The following is an 18693-nucleotide window of genomic DNA, read 5'->3' as shown; positions in this document are numbered from 1 at the left end:
CTGCGCGAGGCCGGGCTCCGCCCCGGCGACCTGGACGAGCGGGACCTCAATCCGGCACCGCACCCCTTCCCCTGACCTTCCGGCGTTCCCCGCCGGCCACGGCGCGGTGACCGGCCCCGGCCGCCGGGACCGCGCCCCACCAGCAGACAAGGAGGTGACCATGGGATACGCCCATGAGTACGCGACCGCGGTGATGCGGCGGGGCCGGGTCCCCATGGAGCCCGCCGACTTCGTTCCGGACTGGTCCGACCGTCCGCGCCAGGGCAGGTTCTTCCCCGGCGCCCCCCTCTTCCCCCTCCCGGACGGCGGCCGCGCCGAGGACGCCGGCGCGGGCCGGGGCCTGTTCGGGCCCCCCGGCACCGGGGAGTTCACGCTGCCGCTGCTCGGCGGCATGCTCCGCGACTCCTACGGCCTCACCGGGCGCCGTCTCGCCGTGCAGGCCAACACCGACCTCGGTTCGCTGCCCTTCCACCCGCACGCCAACTGGTCCCGCGGCACCGCCTCCGGCGGAGGCCTGTACCCGGTGGGCATCCACTGGATCACGGGGGCGAGCGGCCCCCTCTCCCCCGGCGTGTACTCCTACGACGCCGCCCGCCACGGCGTCGCCCGGCTCCTGGCGGGCGACGTCACCGGCGAGGTCCGCGCCGCGCTGGGAGACCTCGCCGACGCCGACGCCACCGACCAGTTCCTGGTGCTGGGGGTGACGTTCTGGCAGAACTCGTTCAAGTACAACAGCTTCTGCTACCACGCCGTCACCATGGATGTCGGCGCGCTGCTGCAGACCTGGCGCATGTGGGCCCGGGCCCGCGGTCTGCACTTCGGCAGCGCGCTGTGGTTCGACGAGCCGCGGCTGGGCCGGCTGCTCGGCCTGGACCCCGACAGGGACGGGGTCTTCGCCGTGGTGCCGCTGCGCTGGGAGGGCGGGCCGCCCTCGGCGCCCGCCCCGCTCTCCGCGGGCGCCCGCGTCCGGCGCGTCCCGGACGAGAAGTCCCGCCGGGTGCTGGCGTTCCCGACCCTGCGGCGCATCCACGCCGCCACCCTGGAGGGCGCCGCCGACCGCCCGGCACCCGGCGCGCTGGACGGTGCCCTCGCCGCACCCGCCGGGTCCGGCGACCGCGTCCCGCTGCCCGCCGCGCCGCCGCTCGGCATGCCGCTGCGGCGGGCGCTGCGCGAACGCCGCAGCAGCTTCGGCCGGTTCAGCGCCGTCACACCGCTCGACCCGGCCCGGCTGTCCGCCGTGCTGGCCGCCTCCGTCGCCGCCGGCAACCTGGGCACCGACGCCGAGACGGCCGGCGGCGGGCCGCTCACCCGGCTGTGCGTCTTCGTCAACCACGTGCGCGGCGTCCCGGCGGGCGTGTACGAGTACGACCGGGACACGGGCGAGCTGGTGCTGCTGAAGGCCGGCGACTTCGGCGGCTTCCTCCAGCACAACTACTTCCTCGCCAACTACAACCTGGAGCAGGCCGCCGCCGTCGTGGTGCCGATCGCCCGCACCCGCGCCGTCCTCGACGCCGTCGGCGACCGCGGCTACCGGCTGGTCAACGCGGTCGTCGGAGCCACCGCGCAGGCGGCCTACACCGCCGCCCGCGCCGCCGGCACCGCCTGCGGCGTCGCCCTCGGCTTCGACAGCGTCTCCTACGAGGAGGAACTCGGCCTGGCCGAACGGGGCGAGTTCCCGCTGCTGATCATGATGATCGGCGACGAGCGGACCCGCCCCGCCGACTACCGCTACGACATCGTGGCCCCGTGACCGGAGGCCTCCGCCCCGCCCCGGAGCACCGGGGAGCCCGGCGACCCGCAGCCGGGCGGCAGCATCTTCCACAGGAAAGGGGGAGGGCGTGAGCCCGACCGCCACCACCCCGGCCACGGACGTCCCCGACGTCGGCGAACCCGTCGTGCTGCACGACCGTTTCGTCCTGCGCGTGGCCGGCCTGCCGATCGACACCGTGCGGGCGCTGCGCGCCCCCGAGGCGGCCGCCTGGGCCGCCCGGACCGCGGCCGAGCAGGACCGGCTCGCCGTGCTCGGCGCCCGCCTCAGCGACCCGCTGTCCGAGGTGATCGGCGCCACCGACGACACCGGTCTGCGCCGCGCTCTCCTCGCCCTGCGCCGACGGGTCTTCAACAACCGGCTGCCGCCGGACCCGGAGGCGGCCCGCGCGCTCGCCGCCCGCATCGGGGGCGGCACCGGAGCCGATCTCGCCGACTGGCTGGACGCCCGGATCCGCTGGGAGGAACTGCGGGCCGAGGGCGAACCGGTCCTCGCGGCCGGCTTCGCCGGCACCCGCTCCGCACTGCGGGCGCTGGCCCGCGACGACCGGCTGCGGCGGGGCCTGCTGCTCGCCTCGCCCACCCTGGAGGAGCGGCTCGACGCCTTCGCCGACGACCCGTCGCCGCTACCCGGCAAACGGGCCCGCAAGAGGGAACGCTCCCTGCTGTCCTACGTGTACCGCACCGCCTGCAAGACCAGCCCGTTCAGCACGCTCACCGCGGTCGCCCTGGGCCGGTTCGGGAGCCCCGGCGCGGACGGGGCGCCGGCCGTGACCCGGGTCGGCGGTGACTGGACGGGCCACCCCCGGCTCAACGTCGTGGTGCTCACCCGGCTCGCCGAACTCATCGCCTCCGACCCGGCGCGCCGTGCCGACCTGCCGGTGGCGCTGGCCTCCGGCTGGAAGTACGACGAGGACCGGATCCGCTACGTGCAGCGGGCCGTGACGGCCGGCGACGACAGCGCCCCGGTCAGCTTCGACGCCGCCCAGGACCGCCTGTTCTTCCTCCGCCGCCAGGGGACCCTCGACGGCATGCTGGCCCTGCTGCGCGACCACGAGGGCACCCTGCGCCACGGCGATCTGGCGCGTTGGCTGGCGGCCACCACCGGCGCCGGCGACGCGGAGGCCGAGCGCTACCTGGGCGCGCTGCGCGAGCTCGGCGTGCTGCAACTGCCCTGCCTGTCCACCGGGGTGCACGGCGGCGACCCGCTGCTCGCCTTCCAGCGGTCGCTGCGGACCCTGGAACGGCCGTGGGCCGAGGCGCTCGCCGCCCGGCTGGACGGCCCGGCCGGCCGTCTCGCCCGCTACCCGGAGGCGGACCTGCCGGGCCGGCGGGCCCTGCTGCGCGGCCTCCGGGACGACCTGCTCGCCGTGCAGGAGGCGCTCGGCGCCGAGCGTCCCGTGCTGCCGCGGACGCTGCTGTACGAGGACGTGTCCGCGCACACCACCACCGCCGACCGCGCCGAGTGGACCCGCCTCGCCGCCGGTCCGCTGCGCTCCCTCGGCCGGCTGCTGCCCGTCTTCGACGTGGCGCTGCCGCAGCGGCTCACCCTCAAGGGCTTCTTCCTCGCCCGCTTCGGACGCGGCGGGCGCTGCGAGGATCTGCTGCGGCTGGTGCACGACTTCCACGAGGACATCTTCCGGCAGTACCTGCAGTTCACCGCCACCAGGGACGACTTCCTCCCGGACGGCAGCCACGCCCCCGAGGAGAACTGGCTGAGCATGCCGGAGATCACCGCCGTGGACCGGGCGCGCGCCACACTGACCGCGCGGATGCGCGAGCTGTGGGCCGGACGTGCGGCGGACTGCGAGGAGTTGGCGCTGGACGACGCCGTCGTGGCCGAGGTGGCCGCCGCGCTCGGCGGCGCCGCTCCCGCCTTCCGGCCGCACAGCCACTTCCTGCAACTCGCCCGCCGCGGCACCGATCCCCTGGTCGTCCTCAACGACTCCTTCGGCGGTCTGTGCTTCCCCTTCACCCGCTTCACCCACTGCTTCGACGCACCGCACGGCACGGACGGGGCCCACGGCACGGACGGGGCGCACGGCACGGACGGGGCGCACGGCACGGACGGCACGAACGAGGCGGACAGGGCGGAAGGGGCGGAAGAAGCCGACGGCGGGCTGACCGAGGGCCTGCGCGCGGAGCTGCGCCGGCTGCTGCCGCCGGACGCGGTCTTCGCCGAGATCACCGCCGGTTCCGCCACCACCAACCTGAACCTGCACGGCCGGCTGACCGACCACGAGATCGTCTGCCCGGGGGAGACCAGCACCGCTCCCCCCGAGGCCCGCCTCGGGCTGGACGACCTGTACGCCGTGCACGACGAGCGCGACGACCGGCTGGTGCTGCGCTCCCGCCGGCTGGGCCGCGAGGTCGTCCCCCTCTACCTGGGCTACCTGGTGCCGATGGTGCTGCCCGAGATCCCGCGCACGCTGCTGCTGTTCTCCCCCACCGCCCGCTCGGTGCCGGACATGTGGCGGGGTGTGCCGCCCGGCCCCGAGGAGGGCGGTGTCACCCGCCGCCCGCGGGTGCGCCACCACTCGCTGGTCCTGCAGCGGCGCTCCTGGACGGCGGCCGACGGCAGCCTCCCGCTGCGCGCGCCGGGCGACGGCGACGCCGACTGGTATCTCGGCTGGTACCGCTGGCGGGTCCGGCACGGACTCCCCGCCCGGGTCTTCGCCACCGTCCACGAGGAGCGCGGCGACGCGGAGGACACCGGCACCGGGGGCGACTGGTTCGGCGGTTCCAAACCGCAGTACGTCGACTTCGACAGCCCGTTGAGCCTCACCGCCCTCGAGGGGCTGCTCGCCGGCCGCCGGGCCCGGACCGTCTTCGAGGAGATGCTCCCCGGCGAGGACGAACTGCACGTCGAGACCCCGCGCGGCCGGCACGTGGCCGAGCTGGCCGTGGAGATGCTGCCCGGCCGCACCGGACCGACCGAGGAGGGCACCGTCCGATGACCGCTCCCACCACCCCCGCTTCCGGCGCCGCGGCGGGCTACGGAGCCCCCGGTGACTGGCTGGCGGTGCACGTCTTCTACGCGGCCAGCCCGCGCCCGCTGCTGCTGCAGTGCGTCAGGCCGCTGGTGGACGCGCTCACCGAGGAGGGGCTGCTCGCCGGCTGGTTCTTCATCAACTACTGGCTGGAGGGCCCCCATCTGCGGCTGCGCCTCAAGCCCGCCCGCCCGGCCGACGCCGCTGCCGTGCGGGAGCGCGCGCACACGGCTCTGGAGGCGTTCCTGCGGGAGCGGCCGGCGCTGTACGAGGTGAAGGCCGGCTTCCTCGCCGAGCTGTACGAGACGCTGTTCACGCTGGAGTACAGCGAGGAGCAGCGCGCCGCGTACCTGGGCCCCGACGGCCGGATGGTGCTGCGTCCCAACAACACCTTCGAGGACCGCCCCTACGAGCCCGAGTACGGCAAGTACGGCGGGCCCGCCGGCGTCGCGCTGGCCGAGTGGCACTTCCAGCACTCCAGTGACCTGGTCGTCGAGGCGGCCCGCAGCATGAACCTGCACCTGCGGACGGTGCTGCTGGGGCTGTCCGCGCAGCTCATGATGGTCATGTCGGGGACGTTCCTGACGGACGAGGACGCGCTGGCCGCTTTCCTGGACCGCTACCACGCCTTCTGGAACCGGGCCTTCAGCGGGACCAACTACACCGCCGACGAGGGCTATGCGCGTGCCTACGGCGCCATGGGCCGGGATCTGACCGCACGCTTCCGGCACGTCCGGGGCGGGGTGGTGCGGGGCGAGCCGGAGCGGCTCCCGGCATTCCTGCGCGGCTGGGCCGCCCACTGCGCCGAGCTGCGGGACCGCGCCGCCGCGCTGGCGCGCCGCGGTGAACTGACGTTCCGCTCGTGGGACGGCACCCGCGACATCCGCGCCGGCGACCCGGCGGTCGCACTGCCCATGCTGCTCTCGCCCTACCTGCACATGACGAACAACCGGCTGGGCATGACCGTCCGCGACGAGGCGTTCCTCTCGTACGTGCTGGCCCGCGCCCTGCGCGAGGGCGTACCGGAGGGCGGAAGATGACCTCCTCCGAAGCCTTCCTGGCCGCGCGGCCGCGGCTGCGCCCGGACATCGTCCTCGGGCCCGCCCTGCTGCGCGGCCCGGCCCGCGTCCACCTGCTCAAGGATCCGCGCGACGGACGGCGCCTGGAGGTCGGGCCGAAGGAGCACTTCCTCATCAGCCGCCTCGACGGCACCCGGTCCCTCGGCGAGATCGGCCGCGCCTACACGGGCGCGTTCGGTACCCGGCTGGGCGAGGCCCAGTGGGGGCAGATGCTGAGGCTGCTGCACGGCCGCGGCCTCCTCGACGGCAGCCCGGCCCCCGCCGCGGCACCCCGTCCGGCACCCTCCGCCCGCCGGCCCGGCGGCGTCCTCACCGGACGCACCCGCCTGGTCTCCGACCCTCCCGCCCTCATGGACCGGCTGCACCGCGCCACCGCGCTCGACCGGCGGCCGGTGCTGCTGGCCGTGCTCGGAGCGGCGGCCGTCGCGCTGCTCGGCGCCGTCGCCGCGCACTCCGGCGTCCTGTGGCGGCAGACCGCGCACACCGCCGGGCAGCCCGTACTGCTGCTGGCCGTCGGCTGCGTACTGTGGTGCAGTCTCGCTCTGCACGAGCTGGCCCACGGGCTGTTCGCGAGGACCTGGGGAGGCCGGGTCAAGGAGATCGGGCTGCGCCGGATCCTCGGCGCCACCTACCTCTACTGCGAGGTGGAGGATGTCCAGTTCCTCGGCAGCCGGGCCCGCAAGGTCGCCACGGCCGCCGCCGGAGTCCTCGCCAACCTGCTCTTCCTGGTGCCGTTCTACCCCGTGTGGGCCCTGCTGCCGGCAACCGCGCAGGCCCGCCCGTTCCTCGGTGCGCTGCTCTTCCTCGGGGCCGTCTCCGCGGTGGCCAACCTGCTGCCGCTGCCGCCGCTGGACGGCTACCGGGCGCTCGGCCACGCCCTCGGGACGGCCGACCTCGCCGGCGGCAGCCGCGAGTTCACGTCGCTCGCCGCGCGTGCGCTGCTGCGCCGCGGCCCCGGTCTCGGCGCCTACCCGCCCCGGCTGCGCCTGCTGTACGGCGGCTTCGCCCTGCTGACCGCGGCGCAGACCGGGGTGCTGCTCGCGCTGGCGGGCGCGGTGCTGCGGGCGGTGCTGCCGGACCGCTTCGCGGCCGTGGCGCCGTGGCTCCCGGCCGCGGTGCTCGCCGCCGTGACCCTGCTGTGGGTCCTCGGCGCCCTGGGCCGCAGCCGGCGCGCCCGGCACACCGGGACGGTGCCCACCCGGGCGGCCCCTGCCGGGCGGCCGGCGCGGCCGCCCGCGACGGCACCGACAGCACCGACAGCACCGACAGCACCGACAGCACCGACAGCACCGACAGCACCGACAGGAGCAACGGGCGCAACGGGCGCGGGTGCCGCCTCCGGCGGCGGCCCGTCCGACCAGGCGAGGAAAGGCGAGATGAGCGAACCCGACAGCGAGACCGCGGCCCCGCCCGGCGGCGGCGCGGCCCGCACCCGGACGGTCGTCGTCCTGGACGGCGTCACCAAGCGGTACGGGGAGGTCACCGCGCTCGACGACGTCTCGCTGGCCGTGCGGCGCGGTGAGTTCTTCGGCGTCCTCGGCCCCAACGGCGCGGGCAAGACCACCCTGGTGGAGATCGTGGAGGGCATGCGCGAGGCCGACTCCGGCAGCGTCACCCTGCTCGGCCGCAGCCCCTGGCCGCGCGACACCGCGCTGCTGGCCCGGATCGGCGTGCAGACCCAGGCGTCGGCGTTCTTCGCCCGCCTCACCGCCGGGGAGCACCTGCGCACCGTGGCCGCGCTCTACGGCACCGCCCCGGCCGCGGTCCGCACCGCACTCGACCGGGTCGGCCTCGCGGCCAAGGAGAACGCCCGGATCGACCACCTCTCCGGAGGGCAGCGGCAACGCCTGGCCATCGCCACCGCGCTGCTCCACGAGCCCGAACTGATCTTCCTCGACGAACCCACCGCCGCGCTCGACCCGGAGGCGCGGCGCGAGTTGTGGAACCTGCTGCGCTCACTGCGCTCCGAGGGCCGCACCATCGTCTGCACCACCCACCACCTGGACGAGGCCGAGGCGCTGTGCGACCGGGTGGCGATCGTGGCGGGCGGCCGGCTCGTCGCCCTCGACACGCCCCGCAACCTGGTCCGCTCCCTCGCGGCCCCGGCCCGGCTGATGCTGCCCGCGGGACAGTTGTCCGCGCGGGCCGCGCTGTCGCTCGAGGGCGTGGACCGGGCCGCCGTCGAGGGCGACGAACTCGTCATCGAGACGGCAGCCGTCAACCGTGTGCTCCCCGCGCTCGGCGACCTGGTCGACATCGCGTCGGTCACCGTCCGCACCGCCACCCTCGAGGACGCCTACCTGGCCCTGACCGGCACCGGAACGGAGCATCCCCGTTGAGCGCCTACACCGCACTGACCAGAGCCGGTTGCGCCGCCAGCGTGCGCGACCGGACGACGCTCTTCTTCACCTTCGCCTTCCCGCTGTCCTTCCTGGTCCTGTTCGGGCTGATCTTCCAGGGCCAGCAGGTCGAAGGCGGGCTCTCCTCCATCAACTACATCGCCCCCGGCGTGCTGTCCTGGGGGGTGGGCAACGCCTGCGTCTTCTCCATCGGCTTCGCCCTGATGCAGTGGCGGCGCGACGACCTGCTGCGGCTGATCTGGCGCTCGCCGACCCCGCTGCGCACCCTGCTGGCGTCCCGCTGGACCCTGGCCCTGGGTGTCGCCCTGGTGCAGGCGGTGCTGTTCGTCGCGGTCGCGCTGCTGCCGTTCTTCGGACTGCGGTTGAACGGGCCGTGGTGGGCCGCGGTACCGCTGCTGGTGCTCGGGGTGACCGCGTTCCTCGCGCTGGGCGTGCTCGTCGGCAGTGTCGCCGACACCCCGGAGGCGGTCGCCGCCATCGCGAATCTCCTGATGGTGCCGATGGCCTTCCTGTCGGGCTCGTTCTTCCCCGACGACCTGATGCCCGGCTGGCTGCGCACGCTCGCCAAGGCGCTCCCGCTGCACTACCTCAACGACGGCCTCACCGACGCCCTGGGCGGCCGCGGCGACCTGGGCGACATCGCCGCGGACTGTGCGGGACTCGCCCTGTTCACCGTGGTCTTCGGGCTGGTCGCCACCCGGGTCTTCCGCTGGAGCAACGAGTCGTGACCGACACAGCCGTTCCCGCGCCGGCCGCGGCACCGCTGGAGGCCGCGCGTGCGGAGCTCCAGGCCCGGCTGGCGTCCCGCGCCGACCTTGCCGGCCTGCCCGCCCCGGCGGTCTCCCGCATCGGAGACACCGGCGTCCTCGGCGACGCCCCCCGCCCGGACGTTCCGGTACCGCCGCACACGGCCGTGGTCCACCTCACCGCCCAGGCCGTACTGCTGGGTCCGTGGGGCGGCTCCACGGCCGCGGGCGGCGCCTGCGGCACCTGCCTGGCGATGCGCCGGCAGCGACTGCGCACCCGGACCGAACGCGAGGCGCTGGAGACCGGCGTCGAGACGGCCGCGACGGGAAGCTGGCCCCCGCTGCCGGACCACGCGGTGGACGCCGCCTGGTGGCTGCACCGCCTCACCGCCTCTCCGGCGGCTCCCCCGACCCCGGCCGGTCCCGACGGGGAGCTGCCCCAGGTCACCGAACTGGATCTGCGGACACTGCGGGTGCGGACCTTCCCGCTGGTGCCGGAGCCGATGTGCCCCCACTGCCGTCCGGCCACCGAGGAGGCCGTCGCCGAGGACGCCGCCCTGCACTCCGTCCCCCCGCCGGCTTCCCGCCCCAAACCGGATCCGGACACCTACCGGCTGCGGCGCCCCTCCGCCTACGCCCTGCCGGTGAAGGGCCTGGCGAACCCGGTGTGCGGGGTGCTCGGCGGCGGAACCTGGACCGACGTCACCTCGCCCACCACCGCTCCCGTGGCCGGCAGCGTCTTCATGCGGGGCTACGCCGGGCTCACCGACGTCACCTGGAGCGGCCAGGCCACCTCCTTCGCGGCCAGCCGCCGACTGGCCTTCCTGGAGGGCCTGGAGAGGTACGCGGGCACCCACCGCCGCCACCGCGCCCCGGTCGTCACCGCCTCCCTGGACGAGTTGGGCGAACGCGCCCTGGACCCGCGCACCTGCGGGCTCTACGGGCCGCGGACCTACGCCGAGGACCCGATGGTCGAGCCGTTCGACCCGGCCCGCCCCCTGCCGTGGGTGACCGGTTGGTCGCTGCGGGACGACCGGCCGGTACTGGTCCCGGCACGGCTGGTGTACTACAGCGCGGGCACCCGCGCGGACAACTTCGTCTTCGAGTGCTCCAACGGCTGCGCCACCGGCGGGAGTCCGGAGGAGGCGGTCTTCTTCGGCCTGCTCGAACTGATCGAGCGGGACGCCTTCCTGCTCGGCTGGTACGGCGGCCTGCCGCTTCCGGAGATCGATCTGGCCTCGGTGCGGGGGCCGCGCATCCGGGCGATGGCGGAGCGGGCCGAGCTGCAGGGCTACGACGTGCACGTCTTCGACAACCGGGTCGACCTGCCGGTGCCCGTGGTCACCGGTCTCGCCGTCCGCCGCGACGACCGGCCGGGCGCCCTGGCGTTCGCCGCCGGCGCCTCCTACGACCCGGAGGCGGCGGTGGAGTCGGCGCTCTGCGAGATCCTCACCTACATTCCGCACCTGCCCCGCCAGGTCGCCGAGCGGCCCGCCGAACTCGCCGGCATGGTCGACGACTTCGACAAGGTCACCCGGCTGCCGGACCATGCGGCGCTGTTCGGCCTGCCTGCCATGCGCCACCACGCCGACAGCTACCTCGCCCCGCCCCGCCTCGCGTCCGCGGCCGACCTGTTCGCCGGCTGGGAGCGGCGGCGACCGCGCACCGGGGACCTGCGGGACGACCTGCTGCTGCTGCGCGACCTGCTGGCCGGCGCGGGATGCGACGTCGTCGCCGTCGACCAGACGACTCCGGAGCAGCGCCGCTGGGGGCTGCGCACGGTCGCGACGCTCGCGCCGGGGCTGCTGCCGATCGACTTCGGCTGGCTGCGGCAGCGTGCCCTGCACATGCCGCGGCTGCGGACCGCACCGCACCGCGCCGGTCTGGCGGCCGCGCCGCTGCGCGAGGGGGACCTGCGGCTGGTGCCCCACCCGTTCCCGTGAGACGTGGCCCGTCGGCGTGTCCGGCGCGGGGGCCGGGCCGCGGGCGGGTCTCGGCGCGCGGGAGGCCCCCGGCGAGGGCGCTCGCCGGGGGCCCCGGGACCCGACCGCGGACGTCAGGCGGTGCAGGAGGTGGTGCTGGTGGTGCTGGAGCAGGTGCTGGTGGAGGAGCAGCTCGTGGACGATCCGAGCATGACCTCGCTGGCGTCCGAGTAGTCGGTGATCTCGAAGGTCTCCGACTCCAGGTCCTGGATCTCCTGGGCGAGGGAGGCGAGGGTGTTGTCGGACATGGCAACTCCTTCCGGGCTGGGGACATGGCTCCGGACGGGGCGGTGCCGGCCGCGGGCACGCAGCCCGCGGCCGGTCGCGCTCCGCCCGGCACCCCACTTTCTACGCGATGCCGCGGTCACCGCCCTCGCCCTCCGCTGTCACCTCGCTTTCACCCCGCCCGAGGAGCCGCCCCCATGAGCACCCGTCCCGCGCCGCCCCGACCCGCCGGCGGCCTGCCCGGCCTGGACGAACTGCTGCCACAGACCACCGAGTTCTACGTCGACCTGCACCGCAACCCCGAGCTGTCGGGGGCCGAGTCCCGCACCGCGGCCCGGTTCGCCGACCGGCTCCGGGCCGACGGGTTCCGGGTGCTGCGCGGCGTCGGAGGGCACGGTGTCGCGGCCGAACTGCGCAACGGCGACGGGCCGGCCGTCCTGCTCCGCGCCGAACTCGACGCCCTGCCGGTGGCCGAGGAGACCGGTGCGCCCTACGCCAGTACCGCCGGCGCCGCCGGCCCGGACGGGCGGCGGGTACCGGTCATGCACGCCTGCGGCCACGACGCCCACCTGGCCTGCGCGGCGGGAGCGGCCCGCTGGCTCGCCGGCCGGCGGGACCGCTGGCAGGGCACGCTCCTCGTCGTCGGTCAGCCGGCCGAGGAGACCCTCTGCGGGGCCCGGGCCATGCTGGAGGACGGACTGTACGACCGGCTGACGCCGCCGGACGAGGTGCTCGCCCAGCACACGGCGCAGTTCCCGGCGGGGATGGTGGCGCACGCAGAGGGGCCGGTACTGGCCGGCAGCGTCTCGCTGGAGGTGGTCCTGGAGGGCGACGGCGGCCACTCCGCCACTCCGCACCTGGCCTCCGATCCGCTGCTGACCGCTGCCGGGGTGGTGGTGCGGCTGCCCGCAGTCGCCGCCCGTGAGGCCGATCCCGCCGAACGCCTCGTCGTCACCGCCTCCTCGCTGCGGACCGGCGACGCGGGGGCCACCGGCAACGTCGTCCCTTCCCGCGCGGTGCTGCTGGTCGCGCTGCGCGCCTTCTCCGAGGGTGCGCTGGACCGGGCCGTCGCCGCGGTGGAACGCGTGGTCCGCGCCGAGGCCGCGGCGGCGGCACGGCCGCCGCGGGTCGCGGTCAGGGTGCTGTCGCGTTCCGTCGCCACCCGCTCGGATCCCCGGACCGCCGCGGGGGTGCGCGCGGCGCACCGGGAGTTGTTCGGTGCCGAGCGGGTCGCCACCTGGCCCCCCTCCCCGGCCACCGAGGACTTCCCGCTGCTGACGGGGGCGGGCGCGCACCTCCACGGTCGGCCCGGCATACGCGGGTGCTACTGGATGCTGGGCGCGACGGGTCCGGCGCAGTGGGCGGACGCGCCCGGGGACGCGGCCGAGAAGCTGCGCTCGCTGCCCGCCAACCACTCGCCGCGCTACCTGCCGAGCCCCCGTCTCACGCTGCGGACCGGGACCGCCGCGCTCGCCTCCGCGGCACTGGCGCGCCTGGGGGCGCCGGCCGGCTGAGGCCCGTCCGCGCACCCCGCGGCCGGCGGTCCGGGCGCGGCCCGCCGCGTCTCGGGGCCGGGGCGCGGGGTCAGCCGGTGGGGTCCGGTACGGCCCCGCCGTACGCCTGCGCCCCGACCCCCGGGCCGGGGCCCGCCTGGTCGAGTCGCTGCTCGGCCCAGATGGTCTTGCCCTGCCGGGTGTGCCGGACACCCCAGCGGGAGCTGAGCCGCATGACGATGTAGAGGCCCCGGCCGCCCTCCTCGTTCTCCCGCGCGTGGCGCACGTAGGGGCTGGAGCTGTTGGCGTCGGCGACCTCGCAGATCAGCCTGCCGCTGTCGTGGATGAGCCGGAGCCGGATCGGGCCCGCGCCGTAGCGGATGGCGTTGGTGACGAGTTCGCTGACGACGAGTTCGGCGGTGAAGGCCGCGTCGTCGAGACGCCAGGCGGCGAGCTGCCGGTCGACGAGTCGCCGCGCCGTGGACACGATCGAGGCGTCGGTGGGAAGCGTCCAGTCGGCGACGTCCTCGGGCGGTAGCGCGCGGGTGCGAGCCAGCAGCAGGACCGCGTCGTCCTTGCGGGACGGCGCCATCCGGTACACGGCGGTGTCGCACACCTCCTGCAGGGGCCGGGAGGCGGGGGCGAGGACCTTCTCCAGGCAGCGGCGGGCGGCGTTCGGGTCCCTCCTGGTCGCGAGGAGGCCGTCGGAGTAGAGCGCGATCAGACTTCCGGGGGACAGCGGCGTCACGACCGGGGTGTAGGCGTGCCCGCCGCCCTCGCCGAGCGGCGGGCCCTCCGGGACGTCCACCGGGACGGGCGAGCCGTCGGGGTCGAGCACGATCGGAGCGGGATGGCCGGCGCGGACCATGGCGCACAGCCGGGCGACCGGGTTGTAGACGGTCACCGCGCAGGTGGCCACGTGGGAGCCGGGGCGGCGCCGGGTCCCCCCGAGCTCGGTGGCGACCTCGTCCAGTCGGGTCAGCAGTTCGTCGGTCTCCAGGTCCTGCATGGCCAGGGTGCGCAGGGCGACGCGGAGCTGGCCCGTCGTGGCGGCCGCCTCGATGCCGTGGCCGGACACCTCTCCGACCACGAGGGCGACGCGGGTGCCCGACAGGGGGATGACGTCGAACCAGTCCCCGCCGGCGCTCTCCGGCAGGTAGACGTGCGCGGTCTCCACCGCGGAGAGCCGCGGTACGGTGCCCGGCTGGAGCCTGCGCTGCAGGGTCGAGGCGATGGTGTGCTCGCGGCGGTAGCTGCGCGCGTTGTCCAGGTGGGCGGACGCCGTGGAGGCCACCTGCTTCGCCACGTCGAGGTCCGCCTCGTCGAAGGGCTCGGGTCGGTGCCGGTAGAGCGTCAGCAGGCCGAGGGTGGTCTCCCGGGCCCGGAGCGGGGCGACGATCATCGAGTGGACGCGTTCCTCGAACAGGGGCGCGAACGCCGCCGGGTCGGCGGCCACCCAGGGCGCGTCCGCCGACACGCTCACCACTCGGGCCTGCAGGTCGTTGCGGACCTGGGTGAACGGCGTGGGATAGGGACACGGGACGCTCTCCCCCAGTCTCCGGATCGTCCGGAAACCGGCGGGTGCGACCGCTATCCGGCGCAGCGGCGCGTCCACGGGCGGTACGCCTGCCGGCCGGCCGCCGTCGGGGCCCTCGTCCAGCAGGTCGACGCTCGCCGCGTCGGCGAAGGCGGGCACCAGCGCGTGCACCACCTCGCTGCCCGTGGCGGCCGCGTCCAGCGAGGAGCCGACGTTCTCGTGCACCGCGCCGAGCACGGCGAGGCGGTCCGCCGCGGCCTGCTGTTCGGCGACGTCCTCGACGACCGCGACCAGGCCGGACATGGGGCCGTCCAGGGGGAAGAGGGAGATCCTCAGGGCGAGAGTCCGCCTCGGGTCGGAGGGGGACCTGCCGCGCACCAGGCGGCCCCGCAGCGGTCTGCCGGTGGCGAGGACCTCGTCGATCATGCCGTTGAGCTGGGCGGCGTCGAACCCGGGAGCGAAGTCCTCCACCCCGTGCCCGACCACGTCCACGTCGGCGAGCCCCTGCACCCCTCGGCCGGCGGGGTTGAACCGGACGACCTTGCGGTCCGCGCCGAAGACGAACAGGCCCTGGGGTGAGTTGCCGAACAGCGCGTTCATCACCGTGCTGTCGTCGACGGAACCGGATGTCAACGCGGGCTCCCTTCGCGGGTACGCCCCCGTCTCACCCTCTCGCATCCCCGCACACCGGCAACTCGACGACCGCCGGGTCGGGGGCGGGCATCGGCGCGGGGCCGTTGGGCGGTCGGCGCACGGGTGCCGGCGGGGCGCTCGCCGGCGCGGACGCGGACGGAGGCCGGGGAGGGCGGCGACCGGGGCAGCCGGGACAGCGCCGTTCGGCCGGGATTCCGGGGCGGGGGCGGCGACCCGGGTCAAGCCGCCGGACCCGCCGGAGGGCCGGCGGTCCGGTCCCCCGCGGCAGGCCGGCCGAGGACGCTCAGGGCCGGGCCAGCAGGGTGCGTACTCCTTCCGAGGTGAGCGTCAGCGGGTGCGTGGACCCCGCGTCGATACTCAGCGACACCTCCTCGGTCGGCCACTGCGCGGCGAGGGCGCCCAGCGGCACCAGCCGGTAGCGCGAGATGGACGGCAGCAGGCCGGCCATCTCGATCTCCGAGGTGAACACCGGCACGACCTGCTCGCCGCCCGGTTGCTCCAGGACGGGCAGCGCGACCGCGGACGCGTCGGCGGCGTCCGGCGGGACGGCGTCGTCGGGGACGGGCACCAGCACGTCGCAGTGGGCGAGCGTGTCGAGCGCCACCGTGTCCTCGGTGTCGCGGCTGAGGGCGTCCAGTGCCTGTTGGGCGGGGCTGGCGTGGTTGTCGTTCGCGGGTGTTTCCATGGCGCCTTCCCTCGTGGCTGCGGTGCGGTCGACGGCCGGACCGGTGTTCCTGGTCCGGGCGCGGTCCGCCTTCGCGTACCCGGACCGGGTCGCGCCAATCATGCCGCCCGGGGTCGCCGCGCCCGGTCCGGTCGTGGTCGCGCATCTCGCGGCCGGGACAGGGCCGTCACCGCGGGGTGGCACCGCCGCGCGCCGTGGTGTCCGGGGGCAGGCCCGGACACCACGGGCGGCGCCGGTCAGGCGAGGTCGAACCGGTCCAGGTTCATGACCTTGTCCCAGGCCGCGACGAAGTCCTCGACGAACTTCTGCCCGGCGTCGTCGCTCGCGTAGACCTCCGCAAGGGCGCGGAGCTCGGAGTTGGAGCCGAAGACGAGGTCGGCACGGCTGCCGCCCCACTTCAGCTCACCGGTGGCGGCGTCGCGGCCCTCGAAGGCGGTCTGGTCCTCCGAGGTCGCCTTCCACGTCGTGCCCATGTCCAGCAGGTTGACGAAGAAGTCGTTGGTCAGCGCACCCGGCGTGTCGGTGAGGACGCCGAGCTGGGACTGCCCGTGGTTCGCGCCCAGCACGCGCAGGCCGCCCACCAGGACCGTCATCTCGGGTGCGCTCAGGGTCAGCAGGTTGGCCCGGTCGAGCAGCAGGTACTCGGCCGGGAGCCGGTTGCTCTTGCCCTGGTAGTTGCGGAACCCGTCGGCGGCCGGCTCCAGCGCGGCGAACGACTCCACGTCGGTGTGCTCCTCGGTGGCGTCGACACGGCCCGGCGTGAAGGGCACCTCGATGTCGTGGCCGGCGTCCTTGGCGGCCTTCTCCACGGCAGCGCAGCCGCCCAGGACGATCAGGTCGGCCAGGGAGACGTTCCCGGCGCCGCTGTTGAACTCCCGCTGGATCCCCTCCAGGGTGCGCAGCACCGTGGCGAGCCGGTCGGGGTCGTTGGCCTCCCAGGAGCGCTGCGGCTCCAGGCGGATGCGGGCCCCGTTGGCGCCGCCCCGCTTGTCGCTGCCGCGGAACGTCGACGCGGACGCCCACGCGGTGGCGACCAGCTCGGAGACGGTCAGCTCCGACCCCAGGATGCGGCTCTTCAGCGCGGCGATGTCCGCGGCGCCGATGAGCGCGCCCTCGCGGGCCGGCAGCGGGTCCTGCCAGAGCAGGGTCTCCTGCGGCACCTCCGGGCCGAGGAACAGCGACTTCGGGCCCATGTCGCGGTGGGTCAGCTTGTACCAGGCGCGGGCGAAGGCGTCCGCGAACTCGTCCGGGTTCTCGAAGAAGCGGCGGGAGATCGGCTCGTAGATCGGGTCGAAGCGCAGCGACAGGTCCGTGGTGAGCATCGTCGGGAGCCGCTTCTTCGACGGGTCCTGCGGGCCGGGCACGACCGCCTCGGCGTCCTTGGCCACCCACTGCTTGGCGCCGGCCGGGGAGTCGGTCAGCTCCCACTCGTAGCCGAAGAGGTTCTCGAAGAAGTTGTTGCTCCACCGGGTGGGCGTGGTGGTCCAGGTGACCTCCAGGCCGGAGGTGATGGCGTCCGCGCCCTTGCCGGTGCCGTAGGTGCTGCGCCAGCCGAGGCCCTGCTCCTCGAGGGAGGCGGCCTCGGGGTCGTTGCCGACGTGGTCGGCGGGGCCCGCACCGTGGGTCTTGCCGAAGGTGTGGCCGCCCGCGATCAGGGCGACGGTCTCCTCGTCGTTCATCGCCATCCGGCGGAACGTCTCGCGGATGTCGCGTGCCGCGGCGATCGGGTCGGGGTTGCCGTTCGGGCCCTCCGGGTTGACGTAGATGAGGCCCATCTGCACCGCGCCGAGCGGGTTCTCCAGCTCGCGGTCGCCGCTGTAGCGCCGGTCGTCCAGCCAGGTCGTCTCCGGACCCCAGTAGACGTCCTCCTCCGGCTCCCACACGTCCTCGCGGCCGCCGCCGAAGCCGAAGGTGTCGAGGCCCATCGACTCCAGGGCCACGTTGCCGGCCAGGATCATCAGGTCCGCCCAGGACAGGCTCCGGCCGTACTTCTTCTTCACCGGCCACAGCAGGCGGCGCGCCTTGTCCAGGTTGGCGTTGTCCGGCCAGCTGTTCAGCGGCGCGAAGCGCTGCTGGCCGGCACCGGCGCCGCCGCGCCCGTCGCTGATCCGGTAGGTGCCCGCACTGTGCCAGGCCATCCGGATGACGAAGGGGCCGTAGTGGCCGAAGTCGGCGGGCCACCACTCCTGCGAGGTGGTGAGGACCTCGGCGATGTCCTGCTTGACGGTCGGCAGGTCGAGGCCGGCGAAGGCCTCGGCGTAGTCGAAGTCCTCGCCCATCGGGTTGGCGACGGCCGGGTTCTTGGCGAGGATCTTCACATTGAGTCGCTCGGGCCACCACTGGCGGTTTCCGCCGCCCTGCGTCGGGTGGAGAGCGCGGTCGTGCGCTACCGGGCAGCCACCTGTCGTGCCCTCGGCCTTGGGGTCGGTGACGATGGCATCGGGGTTCTCAGACATGGGAGTCCTTCCGGATCACGTGATCACGGTGCTGAGGAACTGGGGGCGGGGGAACACTCGGGGCACAGGCCCCAGTAGATGACCTCGGCCTCGTCGATGGCGAAGCCGTGGTCGACGGATGCGGTCAGGCAGGGCGCCTCGCCGACCGCGCAGTCGACGTCGGCGAGGACACCGCACACCCGGCAGATGACGTGGTGGTGGTTGTCGCCGACGCGACCCTCGAACCGCGCCGGGCTCCCGGCGGGCTCGATTCGGCGTATGAGCCCCGCCGCGGTGAGCGCGTGCAGGCCTTCGTACACGGCCTGCACGGAGACGTGGCCCACGCGGTGGCGCACTCCGGAGGCGATCGCCTCGGCACCGAGGTGGTCGCCGTCCCGGACGGTCTCGAGCAGTGCGACGCGGGCGGCCGTCACCCGCAGGCCTGCGCCGCGCAGCTCTTCGGCTGTGTTCGGAGTCCGGGCTGCCGTCATGCGCCCAACCTAACTCCGCACACACGAGGCGTACAGGAAAACGAACGATTCAAGTTTTGTGTCGCTCCGGCTCGCCCGCCCCGCATCCGCGCCCCGGTCCGCCCGAAGCCCTGCCCCGCCCCCCTGGTCCGCGCCGCGGCATCCTCCGGAGCCTCTTCCCACGTGCCCCGAGGCGGCCGGTGCGGGTGGGGGAATGGGGCCGAACGGCCCCCGCGGGGGTTCCCGAGGCCCTCTCGCCCGCCCGCGCCG

12 protein-coding genes are annotated in these 18693 nt (G+C 75.1%); 7 read left to right on the top strand and 5 right to left on the bottom strand.

Annotation, left to right across the window (positions count from 1 at the left end; genetic code table 11):
- Positions 1-160 precede the first annotated feature (160 nt).
- The 6 genes from ACL02U_RS13730 (at position 161) to ACL02U_RS13705 (ending at position 10885) form a co-directional block, all read left to right on the top strand.
- Complete coding sequence (locus tag ACL02U_RS13730) at positions 161-1750, top strand: nitroreductase family protein (RefSeq protein ID WP_412791055.1); 1590 nt, start codon at positions 161-163, stop codon at positions 1748-1750.
- 88 nt (positions 1751-1838) lie between these two features.
- A complete protein-coding gene (locus ACL02U_RS13725) occupies positions 1839-4724 on the top strand; it encodes a lantibiotic dehydratase (RefSeq protein WP_412791054.1) in 2886 nt (961 codons plus the stop codon).
- Positions 4721-5797, top strand: coding sequence for a lantibiotic dehydratase C-terminal domain-containing protein (locus ACL02U_RS13720; protein ID WP_412791053.1), 1077 nt, complete (start codon positions 4721-4723; stop codon positions 5795-5797). Before ACL02U_RS13725 ends, ACL02U_RS13720 begins: the two co-directional genes overlap by 4 nt.
- Positions 5798-7212: 1415 nt before the next feature.
- On the top strand, positions 7213-8175 hold the full coding sequence (locus ACL02U_RS13715; protein ID WP_412791062.1) for an ABC transporter ATP-binding protein: 963 nt from the start codon (positions 7213-7215) through the stop codon (positions 8173-8175).
- On the top strand, positions 8172-8924 hold the full coding sequence (locus tag ACL02U_RS13710; RefSeq protein WP_412791052.1) for an ABC transporter permease: 753 nt from the start codon (positions 8172-8174) through the stop codon (positions 8922-8924). Before ACL02U_RS13715 ends, ACL02U_RS13710 begins: the two co-directional genes overlap by 4 nt.
- Complete coding sequence (locus tag ACL02U_RS13705) at positions 8921-10885, top strand: TOMM precursor leader peptide-binding protein (protein ID WP_412791051.1); 1965 nt, start codon at positions 8921-8923, stop codon at positions 10883-10885. The genes ACL02U_RS13710 and ACL02U_RS13705 overlap by 4 nt, the downstream gene beginning before the upstream one ends.
- Positions 10886-10998: 113 nt before the next feature.
- Here ACL02U_RS13705 and ACL02U_RS13700 read toward each other — a convergent pair whose 3' ends face one another.
- Positions 10999-11172, bottom strand: coding sequence for a thiazolylpeptide-type bacteriocin (locus ACL02U_RS13700; RefSeq protein ID WP_412791050.1), 174 nt, complete (start codon positions 11170-11172; stop codon positions 10999-11001).
- A 174-nt stretch (positions 11173-11346) separates the two neighbouring features.
- Between ACL02U_RS13700 and ACL02U_RS13695 the strand changes: the two genes are divergently transcribed.
- Positions 11347-12663 carry an amidohydrolase gene (locus tag ACL02U_RS13695; RefSeq protein WP_412791049.1) on the top strand — a complete coding sequence of 439 codons (1317 nt, stop codon included), beginning with the start codon at positions 11347-11349 and terminating at the stop codon, positions 12661-12663.
- A 70-nt stretch (positions 12664-12733) separates the two neighbouring features.
- Here the strand turns inward: ACL02U_RS13695 and ACL02U_RS13690 are convergent, their stop codons facing one another.
- The 4 genes from ACL02U_RS13690 to ACL02U_RS13675 form a co-directional block, all read right to left on the bottom strand.
- Entirely contained in the window at positions 12734-14812 is a 2079-nt protein-coding gene (locus ACL02U_RS13690; protein ID WP_412791048.1) for a SpoIIE family protein phosphatase, read from the bottom strand.
- A gap of 304 nt (positions 14813-15116) precedes the next feature.
- Positions 15117-15518: an SseB family protein gene (locus tag ACL02U_RS13685; protein ID WP_412791047.1), complete on the bottom strand. Its 402-nt coding sequence runs from the start codon at positions 15516-15518 to the stop codon at positions 15117-15119.
- Positions 15519-15754: 236 nt separating this feature from the next.
- Positions 15755-17974 carry a catalase/peroxidase HPI gene (gene katG, locus ACL02U_RS13680; RefSeq protein WP_412791046.1) on the bottom strand — a complete coding sequence of 740 codons (2220 nt, stop codon included), beginning with the start codon at positions 17972-17974 and terminating at the stop codon, positions 15755-15757.
- Between the two features lie 23 nt (positions 17975-17997).
- On the bottom strand, positions 17998-18444 hold the full coding sequence (locus ACL02U_RS13675; RefSeq protein WP_412791045.1) for a Fur family transcriptional regulator: 447 nt from the start codon (positions 18442-18444) through the stop codon (positions 17998-18000).
- Between the last annotated feature and the right edge of the window lie 249 nt (positions 18445-18693).

This window comes from Streptomyces sp. MS06, from assembly GCF_047200655.1.
Taxonomy (GTDB): domain Bacteria; phylum Actinomycetota; class Actinomycetes; order Streptomycetales; family Streptomycetaceae; genus Streptomyces.
This window is presented reverse-complemented; position numbering and strand designations above follow the sequence as displayed.